This window comes from Bacillus sp. JJ1474 (assembly GCF_036965225.1).
Taxonomy (GTDB): domain Bacteria; phylum Bacillota; class Bacilli; order Bacillales; family Cytobacillaceae; genus Cytobacillus.
Genome location: NZ_JBALPC010000078.1, coordinates 22,925 through 38,381, shown reverse-complemented (window position 1 = coordinate 38,381; position 15,457 = coordinate 22,925). Strand labels below are relative to the sequence as shown.

Annotated in this window: 15 protein-coding genes and 2 riboswitches; all 15 genes read right to left on the bottom strand. The window is 38.4% G+C overall.

Annotated elements, in window-relative coordinates; genetic code table 11:
* Positions 1–214 precede the first annotated feature (214 nt).
* The 15 genes from V7164_RS11735 to V7164_RS11665 all read right to left on the bottom strand — a co-directional run bounded on the left by V7164_RS11735 (position 215) and on the right by V7164_RS11665 (position 15,422).
* Positions 215–1,303: an HD-GYP domain-containing protein gene (locus V7164_RS11735; RefSeq protein WP_335345706.1), complete on the bottom strand. Its 1,089-nt coding sequence runs from the start codon at positions 1,301–1,303 to the stop codon at positions 215–217.
* Between the two features lie 203 nt (positions 1,304–1,506).
* Positions 1,507–1,809, bottom strand: coding sequence for a YunC family protein (locus V7164_RS11730; RefSeq protein ID WP_335354165.1), 303 nt, complete (start codon positions 1,807–1,809; stop codon positions 1,507–1,509).
* Positions 1,810–1,915: 106 nt separating this feature from the next.
* Positions 1,916–2,761, bottom strand: coding sequence for a DUF72 domain-containing protein (locus tag V7164_RS11725; RefSeq protein ID WP_335354162.1), 846 nt, complete (start codon positions 2,759–2,761; stop codon positions 1,916–1,918).
* A 394-nt stretch (positions 2,762–3,155) separates the two neighbouring features.
* Complete coding sequence (gene sufB, locus V7164_RS11720) at positions 3,156–4,553, bottom strand: Fe-S cluster assembly protein SufB (RefSeq protein WP_066291271.1); 1,398 nt, start codon at positions 4,551–4,553, stop codon at positions 3,156–3,158.
* Between the two features lie 96 nt (positions 4,554–4,649).
* Complete coding sequence (sufU, locus tag V7164_RS11715; RefSeq protein ID WP_335354161.1) at positions 4,650–5,078, bottom strand: Fe-S cluster assembly sulfur transfer protein SufU; 429 nt, start codon at positions 5,076–5,078, stop codon at positions 4,650–4,652.
* Positions 5,068–6,297: a cysteine desulfurase gene (locus V7164_RS11710; protein WP_335354160.1), complete on the bottom strand. Its 1,230-nt coding sequence runs from the start codon at positions 6,295–6,297 to the stop codon at positions 5,068–5,070. The genes sufU and V7164_RS11710 overlap by 11 nt, the downstream gene beginning before the upstream one ends.
* Entirely contained in the window at positions 6,297–7,604 is a 1,308-nt protein-coding gene (gene sufD, locus V7164_RS11705; protein ID WP_335354159.1) for a Fe-S cluster assembly protein SufD, read from the bottom strand. The genes V7164_RS11710 and sufD overlap by 1 nt, the downstream gene beginning before the upstream one ends.
* An 18-nt stretch (positions 7,605–7,622) precedes the next feature.
* Positions 7,623–8,408 carry a Fe-S cluster assembly ATPase SufC gene (gene sufC / locus V7164_RS11700; RefSeq protein ID WP_335354158.1) on the bottom strand — a complete coding sequence of 262 codons (786 nt, stop codon included), beginning with the start codon at positions 8,406–8,408 and terminating at the stop codon, positions 7,623–7,625.
* A 328-nt stretch (positions 8,409–8,736) separates the two neighbouring features.
* Positions 8,737–8,943 (bottom strand): hypothetical protein, encoded by a 207-nt coding sequence (locus tag V7164_RS11695; protein WP_335354157.1) that lies wholly within the window; start codon positions 8,941–8,943, stop codon positions 8,737–8,739.
* 197 nt (positions 8,944–9,140) lie between these two features.
* The gene (locus tag V7164_RS11690) at positions 9,141–9,968 is read right to left on the bottom strand and encodes a MetQ/NlpA family ABC transporter substrate-binding protein (protein ID WP_335348186.1); all 828 of its coding nucleotides are present in this window, start codon (positions 9,966–9,968) and stop codon (positions 9,141–9,143) included.
* A 16-nt stretch (positions 9,969–9,984) separates the two neighbouring features.
* The gene (locus V7164_RS11685) at positions 9,985–10,650 is read right to left on the bottom strand and encodes a methionine ABC transporter permease (RefSeq protein ID WP_335354156.1); all 666 of its coding nucleotides are present in this window, start codon (positions 10,648–10,650) and stop codon (positions 9,985–9,987) included.
* Positions 10,643–11,668: a methionine ABC transporter ATP-binding protein gene (locus V7164_RS11680; protein WP_335354155.1), complete on the bottom strand. Its 1,026-nt coding sequence runs from the start codon at positions 11,666–11,668 to the stop codon at positions 10,643–10,645. The genes V7164_RS11685 and V7164_RS11680 overlap by 8 nt, the downstream gene beginning before the upstream one ends.
* A gap of 113 nt (positions 11,669–11,781) precedes the next feature.
* A riboswitch (SAM riboswitch) is annotated at positions 11,782–11,887 on the bottom strand.
* Positions 11,888–12,031: 144 nt separating this feature from the next.
* Positions 12,032–13,348, bottom strand: a complete 1,317-nt coding sequence (locus tag V7164_RS11675) for an O-acetylhomoserine aminocarboxypropyltransferase/cysteine synthase family protein (protein WP_335354154.1) — start codon at positions 13,346–13,348, stop codon at positions 12,032–12,034.
* Between the two features lie 109 nt (positions 13,349–13,457).
* A riboswitch (SAM riboswitch) is annotated at positions 13,458–13,557 on the bottom strand.
* Between the two features lie 91 nt (positions 13,558–13,648).
* Positions 13,649–14,041, bottom strand: a complete 393-nt coding sequence (locus tag V7164_RS11670) for a hypothetical protein (protein ID WP_335354153.1) — start codon at positions 14,039–14,041, stop codon at positions 13,649–13,651.
* A gap of 112 nt (positions 14,042–14,153) precedes the next feature.
* On the bottom strand, positions 14,154–15,422 hold the full coding sequence (locus tag V7164_RS11665; RefSeq protein ID WP_335354152.1) for an MFS transporter: 1,269 nt from the start codon (positions 15,420–15,422) through the stop codon (positions 14,154–14,156).
* Positions 15,423–15,457 lie beyond the last annotated feature (35 nt).

Sequence of the window (15,457 nt, the reverse complement as noted above, 5' to 3'; positions counted from 1 at the left end):
TTCAATTTACAACGCAAGGTTTTTCTGTTTTTTCGGCAACTAAAATCTCCTTAACAGAATGATAAATTTTTGTATGTGAATCAGCTATTAAAAAAATTGCTGATTCAACCTACAGGAACTCTTAAATTTGGCATCTCTACCTCACCCGGACTTGAGATGGTTTAGTAGATTGTCTCTACAAATATATCAAAATAGCATCTCTGTTTCGAGTTGATTAATTAAAAGCAGTATCACAGCTAATAATAATTACGTTCAACTCCTGCTTTAAATCAATCTCATAAGGAATTACTTTTTCACCATGATGCTCCATGATTCTAATATGAGGGCGGTCGCCTAATCCAGTATTTTGGCTGGAAACAATTCCTTTTCGTCCATCATTTAGAACGACCGATAAACCAACTGGATAAATAGCAACCGCTAGTCGAAAGGCTTCAATCACCTTTTGATCAAATAATGCCCCCGAACCAGCATAAAGGATTTCGAGCGCTTCACTTGGGAGCATCGCTTTTCTATAAACTCGATTAGAGGTGACTGCATCAAACACATCTGCTACAGCAATTATTTTTCCAAAATAATGAATGTCCGGTCCTAGCAAACCTCTTGGATAACCTGTCCCATTCATTCGTTCATGATGCTGATAGGCACAATGCGCTACTAATAGCGGGATGGTATGTACCTTTCTTAAAATTTCAAATCCTTCCTCTGCGTGCTTTTTAATAGTCTCATACTCATGATCCGAGAGCTTTTCAGGTTTCAAGAGGATTTCTAACGGGACTTTGAGCTTTCCAATATCATGGAAAATCGCCCCAAGACCTAAAGTTTCAAGCTCCTTAGTCGTTAGCTTTAATTCCATTCCAATCGCTAAGGAATAAAGAGTGACATTTAATGAATGGATAAATATATAATTATCATGTGTAAATGCATCTGAAAGAAGATTAAGTAATTCCTTTTTCTCCTTTATTTCTGTTAAAAGACTACGGATGATGCCAGATAATCGCTTTGATGCCTTGTCAACAACATATGAACCTGTAAGGCTCGGGTCTCTTTGAATTTCCTCAAACGTGCTGCTGATCGTTTGAATAGCTTCCAGACGTATAGTATCTGATATGCTTCCGTTATACTCTATATCCTCTGTTCCGTTTTCTTTAATAAAAATATAACTAATGCCTAAATCCTGAAGGCGCTGAATCAATGATTCTTTTAATGTTATTCCTTCATTTAATAATACTTGACCCTTTTCATTGTAAATAGCTTTTGCAAGGACTGTACCGGCCTCGACTGAAGTTGTTGTGACTAGTCTCATGAAATACACCTTTTCATTGTGAAGTTCCATTATCTTGCATGTATTATTAGAATATTTTTCTACTTTTTGCGACATTTTTCCTATTATTTCTACATTAACCTTTCAAGTACAGATATTTCAACCTACAAAGGTCCCTTTTTTTTATAAAAAAACGGGAGCTAGTTCATAAATTAGTCAAAAAAGAGGCACCCTCAACAGGATGCCTAAATCATCTTCAATAGTGCTTCTCTTCCAACCATCCCTTTATGGATGCCTAAAGCTTCGGCTTCATATGTGACTGATTCAAGTGGGGCATTAAGAAGCTGATCGATTGTTTTCACACCTACTGCTCTTCCTGCAATGACTTTCCGGTCTTTAAGCTTCTCATTTAATAATGCGACATCAAGAGCACCGCACATAATATATCCTTTTTCGTTTGTCACAACAAGTAAATTTGTTTTTGGCAACTGCACCGAGACACCTAGAAATGAGTGTCCCTGAATGTCTATCGGCTTTAAATCAATCAATGAAATAAACACTCCTTTCCCTTCCCATAACAAAGTATGCACGGCTAAGGGAAAGCGTGTATTAATTGCTAGACTAGTTTGTGGAAAAAATTTACTTGGCGGTCAGCTAAAAAAGGTTTAATTGACGTGGGGCTAAGTCCTTATATTCTATATTCAATAAATCAATTAGCTGCAAGGCATTGTCCGCTGCGTCTCCGCCAGAATTATTATTAAAAACGACATATACCTTTTTGCAGGCTTCTTCCAAATTCTTGAGGTGCTTAACCCATTCAGAAAGCTCTTGATGGCTATAGCGATATAAATATCTGACTTCCCGCCAGTTATCAGCATTTTTCTTAAGCCAGCCGTGAACATTCCTGCCATGAAAGCGAATGAGCACTTTCTCATTATTAGCCGTTTCTAACACAGTTGGTACAGAGCCCTCTCCAGCCTGAGGTTCATCACAAATAGAATGGATCCAATTTTCTTCCTTGATAAATTGAATCGTTTTTTCCTTGTACTCGGGTTTAAACCATGACTGGTGCCTGAATTCTAGTGCACATGGGAGATCCCCCATCTTTTCTTTACACCAGCGCAAATAGTCTACATTCTGCTTCCTACAGTCGAACCAAGGAGGAAATTGAAAAAGGATCATCGCTAATTTATTTCCTTCTATATATGGCTGTAAAGAGTCTTTAAAAGCGGCAAACATTTCATCCTTATCTTGAAAAGGAATTTCCCCTCTTTCATGACCAGTCATTCCCTGGTAAGCTTTAACAATAAACTGAAAAGTATCAGGAGTATTTTTCACCCATCTCTCTGAATTTCTTTTTGGCTGTATGGCATAGAATGATGCATCCACTTCCACTGTAGGAAAATAACCGCTATATTCCTTTAATTTATCCCGTGGAGAAATATTTTGAGTATATAAGCTATCATGATCTCCCCATCCTGTTAAACCGATTAGAATCATAGGGGCACCTCCTTGTGAACATATTAGCATACTTGAACTGTTTCTTTCCTATTTTAGTAAATGAACAAGCTTTGTTTTTACCGTTAAGGCTTCCTTTTATCTTTTTCGGTAAATGAACAGGCTTTGCTTTTACCGTTTGGGCTTCCTTTTTTCCTTTTCGGTTAATGAACAAGCTTTACTATTACCGTTTGGACTCCCTTTTTTCCTTTTTGGTAAATGAACAAGCTTTGCTTTTACCATTTGGGTTCCCTTTTTTTCCTTTGCGGTAAATGAACAAGCTTCCCTTTTACCATTTGGGCTCACTTTTGACCCTTTCGGTAAATGTATAAGCATTCTTTACTAGGAGTTAAAAAAATCCGCCTGCCAATGAAGACAAGCGGATTTTCGTATTATATTAACCGATAGAACCTTCCATCTCGAACTTAATCAAGCGGTTCATTTCAACAGCGTATTCCATTGGAAGCTCTTTCGTAAATGGCTCGATGAAGCCCATTACGATCATTTCTGTTGCTTCTTCCTCGGAAATGCCGCGGCTCATAAGGTAGAATAATTGCTCTTCAGAAACTTTGGAAACCTTCGCTTCGTGCTCTAAAGAGATGTTATCATTCATGATTTCATTATATGGAATTGTATCAGAAGTTGATTGATTATCCATGATTAACGTATCACACTCGATATTGGCACGCGCTCCATCCGCTTTACGACCGAATTGGACGATTCCGCGGTATGTTACTTTACCGCCTTGCTTAGAGATCGATTTCGATACGATCGTAGAAGAAGTGTTAGGTGCAAGGTGAATCATTTTTGCCCCTGCGTCCTGGTGCTGACCTTTACCTGCTAATGCGATGGAAAGAGTCATACCGCGAGCGCCTTCTCCTTTTAAAATAACAGCTGGGTATTTCATTGTTAATTTAGAACCGATATTGCCGTCGATCCATTCCATTGTTGCGTTCGCTTCACAAACAGCCCGCTTAGTAACAAGGTTATATACGTTGTTAGCCCAGTTTTGGATCGTTGTATAGCGGCAATATGCATCCTTCTTAATGATGATTTCTACAACTGCACTGTGAAGAGAGTTAGTTGTATAAACCGGAGCTGTACAGCCTTCTACATAGTGAACATGTGCGCCTTCATCAACAATAATTAATGTACGCTCAAATTGCCCCATGTTTTCAGAGTTGATGCGGAAATAAGCCTGTAATGGCGTTTCAACCTTAATTCCTTTTGGAACGTAGATGAAGGAACCGCCAGACCAAACAGCAGAGTTTAGTGCAGCAAACTTATTGTCTGTCGGAGGAATAACCTTCGCCCAGTGCTCACGGAAAATATCTTCATTTTCACGAAGAGCAGAATCTGTATCTTTAAATACGATTCCTTGTGCTACAAGATCTTCCTGCATGTTATGGTAAACAACCTCTGATTCGTATTGAGCAGAAACCCCTGCTAAATACTTTTGTTCTGCTTCTGGAATACCAAGCTTATCAAACGTTTGCTTGATTTCTTCAGGAACTTCATCCCAAGAACGCTCTGTTTTCTCAGATGGTTTTACATAGTACGTAATTTCATCAAAGTTTAATGACGCTAAATCTCCGCCCCACTGCGGCATTGGCATGCTGTAGAAATGCTCTAAAGATTTCAAACGGAAGTCAAGCATCCATTGTGGCTCTTCCTTCATCTTAGAGATTTCTTCAACAATTTCTTTAGTCAGTCCGCGTTTTGATCGGAAAATGGAAACGTCTTTGTCGGCAAAACCATATTTATAATCGCCGATTTCAGGCATCTTTTTTGCCATCGTCGTATTCCTCCATTCGTTGCAAAAGGAGAGATCGGTCCCCTATCGCAAATATATTTTAAGCCCAAGACAGCATTAGATTAACGGTTATTTCAATTATTCTTTCAGGCCTTTTTCCATTGCCTTCCATGCTAGTGTTGCACACTTAATTCGCGCTGGGAATTTGGCAACACCCTGCAAAGCTTCGATATCTCCGAGGTCTAAATCAACATCATACTCTTTTCCCTGCATAATATGTGAGAAAACCTCTGAAAGCTTCAATGCATCATCAATGTTAAGGCCTTTTATTGCTTGAGTCATCATGGAAGCAGAAGACATGGAAATCGAGCAGCCTTCCCCTTCAAATTTCGCATCCACTACTTTTCCCTCATCAAGCTTTAACGTCAATTGAATACGGTCCCCGCATGTCGGGTTATTCATATTAATCGTTAAGCTATCATCTTCTAGGACCCCTCTATTACGGGGATTTTTGTAATGGTCCATGATTACTTGTCTGTATAGAGTATCTAAATTATTAGAAGACATCGCTGAAATACTCCTTTGTTTTGACAAGCCCTTTAACAAGCTTATCAATCTCTTCTTCTGTATTGTACAGATAGAAGCTTGCTCGCGCTGTCGCCGAAGCTTTCAGCCATTTCATTAGCGGCTGTGCACAATGATGGCCAGCACGGACAGCAATTCCTTCAGCATCCAATACAGTTGCAACGTCATGAGGGTGAACATCATCAAGGTTAAAAGTAACTACACCCGTACGTTTTGATGCATCTTTCGGTCCGTAAATCGTGATGCCTTCAACCTGTGACATTTTTTCCAGTGCATAAGCAGCAAGCTTATGCTCATGAGCCTCAATATGTTCTAAACCAATCTCTTGTAGGAAATCAATAGCTGCCCCTAGTCCAATTGCTCCAGCAATAATTGGCGTGCCACCTTCAAACTTCCAAGGGAGCTCTTTCCAAGAAGATTCGTATAATCCGACAAAATCAATCATTTCCCCGCCGAATTCAATCGGTTCCATACTCTCAAGAAACTGCTTTTTGCCATAAAGAACGCCAATGCCTGTCGGGCCGCACATTTTATGACCTGATAAAGCAAAGAAATCACAGTCTAAATCTTGGACATCCACTTTTAAATGGGGTGCACTTTGAGCGCCATCCACAACCATGACTGCTCCATTTTCATGAGCAATTTTCGCAATTTCTTTAACTGGGTTCACAACACCTAGTACATTGGAAACATGCATAATCGATACGATCTTAGTATTGCTAGTAACAAGTTCTCTCACATCATCGAGAGAAATCGTTTCATCCTCCTGAAGAGGTATATACTTCAGAACGGCACCCGTATGTTTCGCAACTTGCTGCCAAGGAATGATATTACTATGATGCTCCATATATGAGATAACAATTTCATCGCCCTCTTTAAGGTTTGCTCTCGCGTAACTTGAAGCAACTAAGTTAAGGGCTGTTGTTGTTCCTCTAGTAAAAATAATTTCTTCCGTTGATTTCGCATTGATAAATTTTCGTACCTTTTCTCTAGCACCTTCATAGCCGTCAGTCGCTCTCGTTCCAAGCGTATGAACGCCTCTGTGCACATTTGAGTTATATTCACGATAATATTTATCTACCGCTTCAATGACTTGAACAGGCTTTTGTGATGTTGCGGCACTGTCCAGATAAACAAGCGGGTTCCCATTGACTTCCTGATGTAAAATTGGAAATTGTTTGCGAATATCCTGGATATTCATTATCTTACTTTCCTTTCAATAACTTCCACAAGCTGCTTGCTAACTCCTTCAATCGGAAGTGCATTTACGACCGGTGCAAGGAATCCATGAATAACAAGTCGCTCTGCTTCAGTCTTTGGAATTCCGCGGCTCATTAAATAATAGAGTTGAAGCGGATCTACACGTCCAACAGATGCTGCGTGCCCTGCTGTTACATCATCTTCATCAATTAATAGAATTGGGTTCGCATCTCCACGTGCCTTTTCATTTAGCATTAAAACGCGAGATTCTTGTACCGCATTAGATTTAGATGCGCCGTGCTCGATTTTTCCAATACCGTTAAAGATAGATGTAGCAGAATCCTTCATCACACCGTGCTTCAAGATAAAGCCTTCTGTATTTTTACCAAAATGAACAATACTTGTTGTAAAGTTTTGAGTTTGATCTCCACGTCCAACTACAACTGTTTTCGTATCACCGAATGAGCCATCGCCCATTAAGTTTGTTACATTTTCATAGATCGTGTTGCTGTCATTCATTAATCCAAGAGCCCACTCAATACGAGCATCTCTGCCTGCAACACCACGGCGGTTTACATATCCAGTTAGTCCTTTAGCAAGTGTATCAACCGCACCATATTGAACTTTGGCACCAGCCTTAGCTAGAACCTCCGTTACTATATTAAATACCCCGCTAGCAGCTTCCATAGTGGATACATAGTTTTCAACATAAGTAACAGAACTATTATCCTCAGCAACAACAATCACGTGATTGAAAAGAGTTGCCTTATCATTATCGTGAACAAAGACTGCCTGAATTGGTTCAGCAACCTCGACATTTTTTGGCACGTATAGGAAGACTCCGCCATTTACTAAGGCTGCATGCAAGGCAGTTAATTTATGCTCATCTGCTTTTACGCCCTCAGTCATAAAATACTTTTGGAGTAAATCACTATGTTCTCTCGCTGCTGTAAAAATGTCAGTAAAGATAACACCCTTATCCTGCAGGTCTTTTGAAACAGAAATATATGTTGGTCTATTGTTACGCTGAATATATAAATTTTGTTCTGCAGCCTCGAGCTTTATTAATGTTTTCACATCTTCTGGAAGCTCATTTAAAGAAGTATAGTCTTCACTGCCTACAATATGCTGCTCGAACTGTGTTAAGTTCCAGTTTTTTATACTCGTTTTATCAGGTTTTGGCATTGGCAGATTTTCAGAGTTTTCAAGGGCTTTCAAGCGAAACTCTGTTAGCCATGCTGGTTCACCCATATCTTTTGAAAAGGAACTTACGTATTCCTTATCAAATAATTTTGTTTCTGTCGACATAATGGATCCTCCTAACAATTACGCTTCTTGGCCAACCGTTTCATCTTCAATACCTAGCTCTTTCTTAATCCAGTCATATCCTTCTGCCTCAAGACGCTGTGCTAGCTCAGGACCGCCTGATTTTACAATGCGTCCTTGCATCATAACATGTACATGGTCAGGAGTGATGTAGTTTAGAAGACGTTGGTAGTGTGTAATAATTAAGCAACCGAAACTTTCTCCACGCATTTGATTGATACCATTAGAAACAACTTTTAAGGCGTCAATATCAAGACCTGAATCGATTTCATCCAGAATAGCGAATTTTGGCTCAAGCATCATAAGTTGTAGAATTTCATTACGCTTCTTCTCTCCGCCAGAGAATCCTTCATTTAAATAACGCTGTGCCATATCCGGATCCATTTCAAGGAATTCCATTTGGCTGTCCATTTTGCGGATGAACTTCATTAAAGAAATTTCATTTCCTTCCTCTTGACGGCTATTAATAGCTGAACGTAAAAAGTCTGCATTAGTAACACCACTAATTTCACTAGGGTATTGCATAGCTAAGAATAGGCCTGCACGCGCACGCTCATCCACTTCCATCTCAAGAACATCTTCGTCATCTAAAGTAACGCTTCCTTTTGTTACTTCATATTTTGGATGACCCATAATTGCAGAGGAAAGTGTAGATTTTCCTGTTCCGTTAGGTCCCATGATGGCATGGATTTCTCCACCCTTAATTTCAAGATTTACACCTTTTAATATTTCTTTGCCTTCAATTTCAACATGAAGATCATTAATTGTTAATTTAGAACCCGCCATTACGATACCTCCATCAATAAAAGAAGATTTTATCTTACGGCAAAGCGCCGCAACCCTCTATTCTCATTTTATTCTCATTACAATCTTATAACAAATGAAAAGTATTAGCAACTCTTTCAATAAGTTAACACTTCGTACGTGTTGTAAACCTATTACCATTTTTCATGGTGAAAGAATTACTTTTTTAGATACCATTTTTTAATGTTACCCTTATCCATTATGTTCATGTATAAATGAAATTGCCATGCTTTTTTTCACTTTTGCAAAAAAAAAAGAGGATTAGTATAAAATACTGAATCCCCTTTTCTTCATTAATATATGTTTGATTTTAAGAATGAATCTTTCTTTCAAAACCTGCGAGCATGCGCTGGCTCTTTACATATTCTTCTTGACGCTTTTTTTCAACCTTCAGTCTTACATCGTGTTTTTGGCTATACAATGCATATCCGACACCATGGGCTCCACGCATTGCTCTCTCCATACCGCTCGTATAATTTAAGTGCAGCTGGTTAATAAAAACCAATCCTTTCAACATAGCGATTTAAATTCATATAGAGATTTTACATCCACGACTTTTCATTGACAATGTCGAAATAAAACGATTTTTTTTGCGGAGAACTTAAAATTCGCCATTAAAACGCTTACATTCATATCATGCTCAAAATATCAATTTTTTTTATGATCATAAGCGCCAAAAAAGCAGACAACTTTGTGTCTGCTTTTTGATGTTTATTATTGAACTGAAGTTACGGCACCTTGGTATTTCTCTTGAATAAAGTCTTGGATTTCTTTTGACTTAAGAACTTCCACTAATGCCTTAATTTCTTCACGGTCTTTGTCCTCAGAACGAACAACAACTAAGTTTGCAGGAACAACATCACTGCCCTCAAATGCTATTCCATCTTCTTTAATATTTACATCGCCTTCTAGTGCATAGTTCGTATTGATTACGACCGCATCCCCTTCTCCGCTTTCAAACGAAGTAGCTAATAATTTCGCTTCAATTAATGTAGAGAAATCTAGGTTCTTTGGATTTTCAACAATGTCTTCAACTCTTGCTGAAGCTCCGACTCCTTCTTTCAGTTTAATAACGCCTTCTCTTTCAAAAATTGGTAAAATACGTCCGTGGTCACTAAATGAATCACTCATAATAATTTTGGCACCGTCTGGAAGATCTTTCAAACTTTTATATTTCTTCGAATAAACACCAATTGGTTCTTTATGAATTTCCCCAACGCTTACAAAGTCATAATCTTTATTTTGTTCCATTTCAAGTTCAAGATACCCAGGAGTTTGGAAGTAATTCGCATCAAGTTCTTTATCTCTTAATGTTACATTCGGCAAAATATAATCAGTAAAAACTTTAATTTCTAAATCAATGCCCTTTTCAGCTAATAAAGGTTTTGCTTCTTCAAGAATTTCTGCATGTGGAACCGCTGAAGCACCAACCACTAATTTTTTATTCCCACCTTCACTAGTAGGCTCTTCTTTTTTACCGCCGCAAGCAGCTAAAGCGACAGAAAGTAATGCAATTACTAAAAAACTTAATACTTTTTTCATTTTTTTCTCTCCTTAATTATCGTTTGTCTGTTTTCTTTGTAAAATAATCACCAACGAATTGGATGATAAATACTACTATTAGAATGGCTATGGTTGCAACTAATGTAACAACTGAATTATTGCGCTGAAAACCTTCAAGATAAGCGAAATGTCCTAAACCACCTGCACCAATGACCCCTGCCATTGCAGTAAAACCTACTAATGAAATAGCAGTAACTGTGATACCTGATATTAATGCCGGTAAAGATTCAGGGATTAGTATTTTGAAAATAATTTGGCTGTGGCTAGCCCCCATCGATTGCGATGCTTCAATGACACCTTTATCGATTTCTCTTAATGCAATTTCAACCATCCTTGCGTAAAAAGGAGCAGCTCCTATTATTAGTGCAGGCAATGCTGCGTTTGCGCCAAGTATAGTTCCAAGTAATAATTTTGTAAAAGGGATAAGTAAGACAATTAAGATAATAAAGGGAATAGATCTAAAAATATTCACTATAGCAGCAATGATCGTGTTGAAAAATTTATTTTCCCACATATTACCTTTATCTGTCAAAAATAAGAGCAATCCAAGTGACAATCCTATTATAAATGTTGCAAGTACTGAAATAGTTGTCATATAAATGGTTTCTTGGGTTGCAATTATTAATTTTTCCCATTTAATCATCTCAATGAAATCAGCCATTTGCAATCACCTCCACACCCACTTGCTGCAAGCCAATAAACTCAATTGCACTTGCAACCTCTGACTCAGTACCTTCCAAATGAATAAAAAGGGTACCATATGAGCCATTTTGTGTATGTGAAATTTTCCCTTGCAAAATATTCACAGTTATATCGTATTTTCGAATTAATTCAGTGATTAAAGGCTGTCCAGTAGAATCTCCTACAAAGGTTAACTGAACTACTTGACCTTCAGGATATTTCTCAAGAAGATGTTCAATCGTCTCTTGTGTTTCCTCCGGTTCCGTTACTTGCTGGAGAAAACGCTTTGTAATTGGCTCCTGCGGATTTTTAAATACTTCTAAAACTGGACCAATTTCGACTATTTTTCCGCTTTCCATCACTGCAACTCGATGGCAAATCTTGCGAATAACATGCATTTCATGTGTAATCAGGACAATCGTTAATCCCAATCGCTCATTAATATCTACTAATAATTCAAGAATCGAATCTGTCGTTTCTGGATCAAGTGCAGATGTGGCTTCATCACATAACAACACTTTCGGATTGTTTGCCAGTGCTCTAGCAATACCGACACGCTGTTTTTGCCCTCCGCTCAGTTGAGAGGGATAGGCATTCTCTCTTCCTTCCAGCCCAACAAGCTTAATGAGTTCATCCACTCGTTTTAATCTTTCCTCTTTTGCTACACCAGCAATTTCAAGTGGAAATGCAATATTTTGTCTAACTGTTCTAGACCAAAGCAGGTTGAAATGTTGGAAAATCATGCTGATATCCTGTCTTGCTTTTCTTAAACTCTTGCCTTTTATATGTGAAACTTCATTATTAGCTACGACAACGTTCCCGCTTGATGGAATTTCAAGTCCATTTAGCATTCGAATTAATGTACTTTTTCCAGCCCCGCTATAGCCAATGACACCAAAGATTTCTCCTTCGTTGACTTCTAAATTCACGTTGTCTACTGCAGTGACTTGGCCTTGTTTAGAAGGAAATATCTTTTGGACATTTTTGATTGAGATCATAACTGCTCACCCTCTCTAAATCCCATTTACAATATCATAATAGATGAATATAGAGAAATAACAAGAAAATGCCTTTCTGTTATGAGCAGAAAGGCATTACGACTTTATCCTTCCCCTCATCTTCCAAAGCAAGTTTGCTTTGTGTGAATTGGCACCATTTCATAAAATGACGGTTGCCGGGTTTCATCGGGCACATCCCTCCACCTCTCTTGATAAGAGCATTACATCTATATTCAATTAAATTTTAATCTAATTTAGCTAATCAATAATTATGATTGATATCGTATCATGGTATAAAGAGGGAGTCAACGGTAAAATATTGGAATTATATATCTTTTTACTTATGTTTAGTGCCTTAAATAATTATGCTTTTGCAGTTAGCGAGGCAATGCCTGTTGCTGCCTCAATTGCTTGCTCTAAATCTTCAATAAGGTCCTCAACATTTTCAATTCCGATAGATAGGCGGACTAGATCCTCAGGAACACCTGCAGCCTTCAGCCCTTCTGTGTCAAGCTGCTGATGCGTTGTACTTGCCGGGTGAATAACTAAGCTTTTCGCATCGCCAACGTTTGCAACATGTGCCCATAGCTCAAGAGTATTAATGAAAGCCGCTCCAGCTTCTCTTCCGCCTTCGATACCAAATACGACTACAGAACCTGCACCCTTTGGCAAATACTTATCCACTAATGCTTTATCCGGATGATTGTCACTTCCAGGATACAGGACCCAATTAATTGCTGGATGAGCTTCTAAATATTCTACCACTTTCTTCGTATTAGCAATATGCTCCTTCATCCGCACATGAAGTGTTTCAAGTCCAAGTGTAAATTGGAAGGCATTTTGCGGGCTTAATGCAGGACCAAGGTCTCTAAGAAGTTGAACTCTAGCTTTAATAATATAGGCAACGGCACCTAATGCCTCACTATACACAAGGTTATTATAGCTTGGGTCTGGCTGAGTGAATCCAGGGAATTTAGGAGAATTCCAATCGAACTTTCCACCGTCTACAATGATTCCTCCAGTTGTTGTTCCATTTCCCAGCAGCCATTTTGTAGCGGAGTGGACGACAATATCCGCTCCAAATTCTATCGGCCTGCATAAATATGGAGTCGCGAATGTATTGTCAATAATAAGTGGAACCCCATTCTCGTGTGCGATTTCCGCTACCTTTTCAATATCTAACACCTTTAAGCTTGGATTTCCAATCGTTTCAGCAAAGACAGCCTTTGTTTTTTCAGTAATAGCTTTTCGGAAGTTTTCAGGATCCTCAGGGTCGACAAATTTTACTTTAATGCCGTATTTAGGCAGTGTCACAGCAAACAGATTATAAGTTCCCCCATAAAGGTTCGAGGCTGAAACAATCTCATCCCCAGCTTCAGCAATATTCAAAATGGCTAGTGTAATGGCGGCCATTCCGCTAGCCACCGCTAGGGCACCAACTCCCCCTTCTAACAAGGCAACCCTTTCTTCAAAAACTGTAGTAGTTGGGTTGTGAATACGAGTATAAATATACCCAGTTTCCTTCAAGCCAAATAAATTAGCTGCATGTTCTGTGTTTTTAAATTGATAAGCATTGTTTTGGTAAATTGGCACAGCTCTTGCCCCTGTTACAGGATCCGGCTGAAGGCCCCCATGTACACCTAATGTCTCAAATCGATAGTTCTTTTGTTTTTCTGACATTTTTCATCTCTCCCTTTTTCATGTGCAAATGTTTGATTTACTAATTCTTTTACTTATAAAAGAAGAGTCGAAAAAACCCTCTTCATAAGAAGAGGGTTGATATCATCTCTTCTTATCTATCAGAGCAATTGCTCTGCTGGAATTGGCACCGCGTAAATACCGGTTGCCGGGCTTCGTAGGGCCAGTCCCTCCACCTCTCTTGATAAGAATATTTAATTGTTATACCTAAGTTATTATAGCGATACTATCATATTGATTTTAGGCAGTCAAGGTATATTTTAGAAATTTCTGATTTAATAATTATTTTTTAGATAAAAAGAAAAGAGATTCTAACAGCAATATTTTACGGAAGGTTGAGTCGACTGATACCTTCTTCCACCTTATTGCCTCTCTTAATTTTTCACTTCCTGTTAAAATGGCATGAATGCTTTCTTTAGATCCTGATATGATGGCATCAAATTGTTGTTTCTGAATATCTGGATAAATGGAAATATGGCCATCCAAAAATTTTAACGGAACCTCTATATCCCCGGCTTTGATACAAATTAATAAGGAGGAATCGGCTAATAATTTCTGTAAATGCGATTTACTCTTAACCTCTTCAATAAATGAAGCAGCCATCTTTTCCATTTCCATCACCTCTAAAAACGAACATATTATTTTTTCTTCTGTATCTACATTCAACAAAAGCAACGACATCCCTCTTATTTCTGTTCGACAGAATAAAAGCAAAAAAAGACAATGCCTCGACTACTTTCAGCATTGTCTTTCATTTCCCGAGAAATATATCTTTTATTTGCATGTATTAAACTGCATTGACGGTGGATATCGCTTTTTTTGTCTTATTATGGTTCTTAAATACTAGATAAAAATAAATCGATCCTACTAGATATAACGAAGCAGTAATAGAAAAAACAAGCGCATATCCCCAATAGGACCCATACTTTATCACAATCCCTGTAGATACAGGGCCCATTGTTGCCCACCCTAAATTAAATACCATTTGGTTTACAGAATTCGCTAAACCTTTATAAGAGTCACCTACTTTAGACATCATGAGCGACATTTGAATGGGGTTTCCCGCATTCATCAGCGCCTGTCTAAATAAAAATCCGAGTGCGGCTAGTAATAAATTTTCCGTGTAAGCTGTGAGAAGGAGAAATGGCAGTGACATGAGTTGAAGAATGACTACAGCCTTCACCTCCCCTACCTTTCGAACAACAATTGGTCCAATGATCATAGCAACCGCTGTTGCAGCCTGACCCATTGAAATAATGAAACCGATTGCTGTGTTGGAAGCAGAAAAACGATCTGCAAAATATAGATTGAGATAGGGAATCACTAATCCAGCACCAATTCCGATGAGAAGCTGGGCAATTGCAAAAAGCCCTATCATTTTAAAGCCATCACTTTTATAAAATTTCTTCTTATATATTGTTTGCTTCTCTTGAAATTTTGCATTTGAAGAACTAGTTTCCTTAAATCGTGTAACTGGAAGTACACCTATAAGAAAGAAAATACCCCCAATTATTAGTGTAATTCGAATACTAATCAATGATGTTGTAAAAAATGAAAATAAATCTGTTAAGATTCCGCCGCTTAAATTTCCGATAACATTAGCTCCTGTCATAACCGCGAAATGCATACTAAATAAATGGACCCGCTGTTCAGGCTTAGAGTTCTCAGCAAGCCAAGGGATAAGCGAAACTTGAAGAAATGCAGACGTTATTCCCGTTAAAAAGGCAAACAAAAGCAGAAGTGATTGGATTTCAATGACACCTCGAAATAACAGCACAATGCCAGTCCCAGTTGCTCCAAAGAGTATAGCTTTTTTTCTCCCCATCCGGTCACTCATAATGCCCGCAGGAACAAGAATTAGAGCCGTGGCCAATGCAGTCATGGAGATAATCTGACCATTCAATCTTTCAGTAAAGCCTAACTCCCGAATGTAAAAATTGTAAATAACCATAAATATTCCAAAACCAATCTGCGTATAGACATTTGCCCAGATGGCCTGCCTAATATTATGATTATATCCTTTAATCTGGCTTGCCCATTCTCTATAAAATGTCATGTAGTTTCTCCTTGAAAAAATATTTCGTATCCCTA